Source organism: Candidatus Albibeggiatoa sp. nov. BB20 (assembly GCA_016744725.1).
Classification (GTDB): domain Bacteria; phylum Pseudomonadota; class Gammaproteobacteria; order Beggiatoales; family Beggiatoaceae; genus Albibeggiatoa.
On sequence record JADGDW010000040.1, the window covers coordinates 22,720 to 29,101 of the forward strand.

The 6,382-nt window shown below is 36.2% G+C and carries 5 protein-coding genes; 3 read left to right on the plus strand and 2 right to left on the minus strand.

The annotated features are described in order from the left end of the window. Positions 1-456: 456 nt before the first annotated feature. From ABXH34_RS06625 to ABXH34_RS06635, 3 genes are all read left to right on the plus strand, one after another. Positions 457-3,330, plus strand: coding sequence for a fibronectin type III domain-containing protein (locus ABXH34_RS06625; RefSeq protein ID WP_353571079.1), 2,874 nt, complete (start codon positions 457-459; stop codon positions 3,328-3,330). Positions 3,331-3,464: 134 nt separating this feature from the next. Then, a complete protein-coding gene (locus ABXH34_RS06630; RefSeq protein ID WP_353571080.1) occupies positions 3,465-4,844 on the plus strand; it encodes a cobyrinic acid a,c-diamide synthase CobB in 1,380 nt (459 codons plus the stop codon). Further along, positions 4,837-5,151, plus strand: a complete 315-nt coding sequence (locus ABXH34_RS06635; protein WP_353571081.1) for a HesB/IscA family protein — start codon at positions 4,837-4,839, stop codon at positions 5,149-5,151. The genes ABXH34_RS06630 and ABXH34_RS06635 overlap by 8 nt, the downstream gene beginning before the upstream one ends. A gap of 191 nt (positions 5,152-5,342) precedes the next feature. Here the strand turns inward: ABXH34_RS06635 and ABXH34_RS06640 are convergent, their stop codons facing one another. Both ABXH34_RS06640 and ABXH34_RS06645 read right to left on the minus strand, forming a co-directional pair. Continuing rightward, on the minus strand, positions 5,343-5,510 hold the full coding sequence (locus ABXH34_RS06640) for a phosphoribosylformylglycinamidine synthase subunit PurQ (RefSeq protein ID WP_353571082.1): 168 nt from the start codon (positions 5,508-5,510) through the stop codon (positions 5,343-5,345). 92 nt (positions 5,511-5,602) lie between these two features. Beyond that, the coding region (locus tag ABXH34_RS06645; RefSeq protein WP_353571083.1) for a DUF2326 domain-containing protein at positions 5,603-6,382 on the minus strand (780 nt) is incomplete at its 5' end.

A 6,382-nucleotide genomic window follows, 5' to 3' on the forward strand; every position in this document is an offset into this window, starting at 1 on the left:
GCATAAATTTTATTTATAGTTATGATTACACAAAAATTCCCTTATAACTTTATCAACTAAAAATTGACACCCTGTTTAAAAATAATACATTTTCTATCTAGCTATTAAATAAGAGGTGTTGAACCTCTTTTCTAACTGTAAGCCTGTCACGGAAACGTCTTTTAACATAGGATAAAAACTTTGCTTTAAGTAATATTTATTATCCTATGTATTGATTTTAAATAACAAAATATATATGGCATATATTTTGTTATGAATGGTAAAAATACAAATTTTAAGGCTTGGGTAAGTACAATTTCAATGAAATCGGTAGATCAGTTGAAGGTAGGCAAGACGAGGGTATTTATCCAATAAAAACAATAAATTTACACATAAAAATCTAAATAAATCACCAGCTATTTTTTCAACTGAAAGTGATAACACTGTATGTGTGAAGAAAAATAAAGGATGCAACTGATGAAGCGCTATTTACCCCACATTACAAAATGTCTATTGAGTTTAAGTGCTCTATTTTTTTCACCATACGGTACAGCAGAGTGGAGCATTATTGGCGAAAAAGGCTTTAAATCTAGCACATTAAGCAGCATCAAATCGCAAAAAGTAGATTCATTCAGTTTAGCCTCAGGTAAAAATAACAAACTGTACTTAGCTTATACCAATTTAGGAATAGGTGGTGGTCTTTTAACCGCTTTGGAATGGGATGGTACTGAATGGCATACTTTAGGGCAGCCTGACATACTTGGTAACAAAGGAAAAGCTGCACCACAAGCTTATGATTTAGATATTCACTCCGATCATCAAGATGTTCCTTACATCACTTTTGGTAATGCCAGCCGAAAAGCCTCTGTTATTAAATGGGAAAATAATGATTGGCAGTTTGTTGGTTCTGAAGGGTTTTCAGCCGCAAAAGCGTATCATTTAAGTCTCTCTATCAGTAGTGAAAATGCACCTTATGTTGCATACAAAGACACTGAAAATGGCTATCAAACCACAATGCGTTATTGGAATGAATCAAGCTGGGAATCTGTTGGTTTAGAAGGGTTTTCAGGATTTCGTATTTCAGATATTTGTACGGTTTTAGATAGTCGTGATGTGCCTTATGTGATTCAAAGTTATAAGAGTAATGGCCAAAGTAATATTAATGTGATGCGTTGGAATGCAGAAAATGATAAGTGGGTTTCTCTTGGACAACAAAGTATTACACCAAGTCAGATTGATAAATTCAGTTGTGGTATGGATAAAGAGGACATGCCTTATGTCGCTTACAGTGATGCGAATGAAGCGGATAAACTCACGGTGATGTATTGGGATAATAGTGTATGGAACACTTTAGGGGTAGCGGGATTTACCGAACATGCTGTGGATGATACCAGTATTGTATTTGACCATAACAATATGCCGTACATTGGCTATCAAAGTGCTGATGATGAGAAAGCCTATGTAATGTATTGGAATAATACCACTTTACAATGGGTCAATAGTAATAATGGTGCGGTGTCTGATGGAAAAGCCGAACAAATTCAGCTTGCTGTTGACCATGATAATCGAGTCTATCTTGCCTACAAAGATTATACATCGGGTTATCAAATTACCGTCAAATCTTCAGAAGCATTAGTCCCTCCGATTCCTGAATCGCCGAGCAATTTAGATGCACAGCAATCTGATGATGAAATCAAATTAACATGGCAAGACAATAGCCGTAATGAAATTGGATTTGAACTTTGGCGGGATAATGTTTTATTAACAATGACGGCTTTTAATAAGGAAAACTATACTGACACTGATATTTTATGTGGCACTAATTATCAGTATGAAATACTTGCAACCAATGCTGGTGGTGATTCTAGTTCAACACCGACATTGATTACAACAGAAGCATGTCCAAGAGACCCAACACCATTACCACCAACAGATTTTAGTGCAAGTTCTATTTCAACGCCAACTGTTATTTTAAATTGGGCAGATCAAAGCCACAATGAAACCGCCTTTGTATTATGGCGTGATGATGTGCAGATCGCTGAGATTGCAGCCAATCAAACCCGTTTTGTTGATATTGCTCTAACATGTGGAACAGGTTATAAATATGAATTAAAAGCAGTTAACGATGCTTATTTATCTGATTCTATTGTTATTAATGTGACAACCGTGGATTGTGACACAAATTCGAATAGCAGTGACGATGGTGATAACAGCGATAACAATTCTGACGATAGTGGTGATAATAATAGTTCTGACGATGACGATAGTAATGATGATGTGCAGGATAATACCAATTCATCGAATCAATCTACACAAAGCAACCAAACAAGTGCAACAGCAACAAGCAAAGTCAATATCCAAGCCGACCTTAGTTATTATATTCTTAATATTGCATCTCCAAATTCACATATTATTAGTGAACCTGCGGGCATTGATTGCAATCATGGTCAAGGGCAATGCAAAGCCACTTTTAAACGTGGTACAAAAGTCGATTTAGATTTTGCTGCACCATTAGCCGCAGGACGTGTTTTCTCTGGTTGGGAAGGTGATTTAGATTGCAACGATAGTAAAGTGGTGATGAATGATGTGAAAAATTGTCTTGCCAGAGTTGAAGGAATTAAAGCTGAGGCTGTTTCCACTTCACAAGGTCAGCTCAGTTTTGGGCAATTTAGCAGCAGTCTTTCTATAGGCCAAAATCAACATGTTGCCATGATTGGATTTATTTTTAATACCACCGATAAACAATTATTTGCCATTGCAGGACAGGCTATTGACGCACAGGTTGACCCCAGTTTGGAAATATCAGAATTGGAAGTCACGCCTGAGACTTATGTGCAAGATATGTTACTCGAAAACAGCCAAAATATTTACGGCTCTAACAATGCGGGCACGGTGCTTGATTTAGAATCAGGCATGTATTTAGCTAAAATCGCCTCAGAAACCACTATGGGACAAGCCTCACTGCATGTGAATCCGATAAATTTTGCACCTAGCACCGAAATCATCAATATCAGTGTGCGTGGCAACACCCAAAACAACGGCATCTTTATGCGTTTTACCCTACGTGGTGAAGGAACGCAATCTGTTTTAATTACAGGCGAAGCTCTTGAAGAAGGTGTCAATCCAACTTTGATTTTATCTGATGTTAAAAATGGTACATTGTTGGATCAAAATATCAGTTGGTTGGATAATAATAACTATCTTGAAATTCAAGCCAAGCATTATCACCCATTGGGAAATGAAAAGAATGCCGCTATTTTAATTGACTTGTCAGCGGGTGAATATTTAGTTAAATTGAATTCAGCAGGCTTACATGGTCAAGCAATTATAGAAATAGACATTATTGATTAATGAGATTCAAACCTGTCAGATGCTTGTAATTTGGCAGGTTTTAAAACATTTCTTCTATATTCCAGCGCTTTAAGATAAACTATTCAAACTCGTCAAAAATTGTATTTTTCATAGCAATCCCCACTATAGTGTCTATGTCACATTTAATGCTTGCCGCTGCGCATAAATCATCAGGTAAAACAACTGTCTCTATCGGGCTGTGTGCCGCGTTAACTCAACGTGGTCTGACGGTTCAACCCTTCAAAAAAGGCCCAGACTATATTGATCCGCTGTGGTTAAGTCAGGCTGCCCAACGCGATTGCCATAATTTAGATTTTCATATGATGAGCCAGCCAGAAATTCAGCGTTGTATTGCCCTACATACTCATGATGCAGATATTGGAATTATAGAAGGCAATATGGGATTGTTTGATAGTATTGATATTGAAGGCAAAACCAGTAACGCGGCATTAGCACAATTACTTGGTGCACCTGTGGTTTTAGTGCTCAACCCACATGGGATGACACGCAGCATTGTACCGATTATTTTAGGTTTTCAAGCGTTTGACCCAAATATCAATATTGCAGGAATTATTCTCAATCATGTTGCTTCACCACGTCATGAAGGCAAGCTATTAAAAGCCATTGACCATTATACGGACATTCCAGTTTTAGGCAGTATTCTGCGCTCTTCGGAGCTGAATATTGAAGAGCGGCATTTAGGTTTAATTCCTAGCAATGAAGCCAATCAAACCACTGATAAGATTAATCAAATTGCATCTATCATTGGCCAACAAGTTGATTTAGATCAGGTGTTAAATATTGCACAAATCGCTAAAAAATTTGAATATCAGCCAGCTCCAATTGAAATCAGCCCTAAAACCGTCAAAATCGGTGTAATACGCGATAATGTGTTTGGATTTTATTATGCTAGTGATTTGCTGGCCTTACAAAATGCAGGTGCAGAACTGATTTTTATTAATGCTTTAAAGGACAAAGAGTTACCAAAATTGGATGGTTTATTTATTGGCGGTGGCTTTCCTGAAACTCATGCAGAACAATTGAGCAGTAATATCAGTTTGAAAAATGTGATTAAACATGAAATTGAGCAAGGTTTACCCGTTTATGCTGAATGTGGTGGCCTGATGTATTTAGCACAGAAACTGACTTGGGGTGATAAAACCTGGGAAATGGTTGGTGCATTGCCATTAGACACTGTTATGAATAAAAAGCCTAAAGGCAGTGGTTATACGATTTTACAAGAAACAGGGCATGGTTTATGGCCTTTATGCAATGCCCAAGGTGAATTAGGTGAGATTTTTGCCCATGAGTTTCATTATTCGCAAGCGGTAAATGTTGATGAATCATTGCCTTATGTTTATCAGGTAAAACGTGGTTATGGCATTGATGGGCAGCATGATGGCATTATTTATAAAAACACTTTAGCTTGTTATGCCCATTTAAAAGATGTCGAGAAAAATCACTGGGCACAACGATTTATAAAATTTATCCAAAAGGAGGATAAACATGTTTGAAGTAACCCCTAATGCGGCTGAACAGATTTTTAAATCAGCAAAACAAAGTGGTATTCAAGGACAAGCATTGCGCATTGATGCACGAGAAACCGCAGACAAGGGTTTTGAGTATTTAATGGGGTTTGATGATATTAAGCCAGATGATGTACATATTGTCAGTGCAGGAATTGATATCGTATTTTCTCAGAACTGTAAAGCTTTGTTAAATGGGGCGAAAATGGATTTTGTTGAAATTGAAGGTGATATGAATTTTATTTTTCTCAATCCAAATGATCCAACCTATGTTGAGCCTAAAAAAGAGAAATAGTTATATCTCATTACCCAGCTAAGAAGCTGTATTTTTTGATGCTGTAAAATATGCTCGTTGTGCTCGCTTCCAAAATCCTAAGCTGTAAAAGAATTTGGTAACAAGGAAACGAGCCTATAATATTTCATGCTTTGGTATTCACTAGGCATTCTCTTAATATTTAAAGAGGTATAAGCCAAAGCTCATACTTTTTAGTCTAGCAAAAACCACCTGACCCACCACCATGCATTCCAAAACATTTGCATCCACGGGCTTTCTTTTTCTGTCCATGTTTCAGGCAAGTAAGAAAGCTGTGAAGTCAAGAAGATACGTTCAGGATGTGGCATCATAATCGTGAAGCGTCCATCTAAATTAGACATTCCCGCAATATCAAGTAATAAACTATTTTGAATTAGATAAGTAGTTGTTGAACTTGAAAATCACTAATTTTGTGTTGGTAAGTTAGAAATTATCAGAAAGCGGGTATTTTAAATAATCTACCATTATCCCCATCATCATGTAATTCTCGAATAATCTCTTCATTTGAGAACATGATTTTGTTATCGGAGCTATCTCTTGGTAAATCTGTATCAATCAGAGTAAAAATATATTGAATATCATATTTCGTACAATATTCCCGTATTATTTCGAGTAAATTTAGTTTCTTGCGGTTATCTAAAGTTTCCAATGCGCCATCATGATAGACAAAATGAAAAAATGAATCTGAGGCATAGGTTTTAAGCACGGCTAAATCAAATGCCATACATAATAATTTTTTATAAGTATTGCCCTCCGCTTCACTTGTCGCATCACCAATACCATCGAAGAACTCAGCTTTAAAATCTAAATTACCCTCTTTATTTTGTTGAATATACGTCTGAGCCTGTTTTGCTAATACAGAATAAATAACTTTATTAAATGCAGCTCGGATAGCTTCTAAATATTCATTGCCACTTTCTAGTAACTCTTGGATGTCATCTGAAATAGAGTTTATACCCGTTTTTAATTGGTTAACTTCTAAGTTTAAATCTTTTATTTTCTCCAAAACGTCTAATTGTTTTTCTAAAAAAAGCACATTAGCTCTTTTAGTATCCAATGTTTTTTGAAGTTGTTTGTACTTTTGAAAAAAGTCTGCTTCTTGCAGTAGTTTTAAATAACTTTGCTTTTTAGTATTTAGTTTTTCATGTTCAAGCTCTAACTTTTGTTGTAATGCTTCCAGCTTTAGTTTTCGACTTTTTAAGTGTGAATGCCG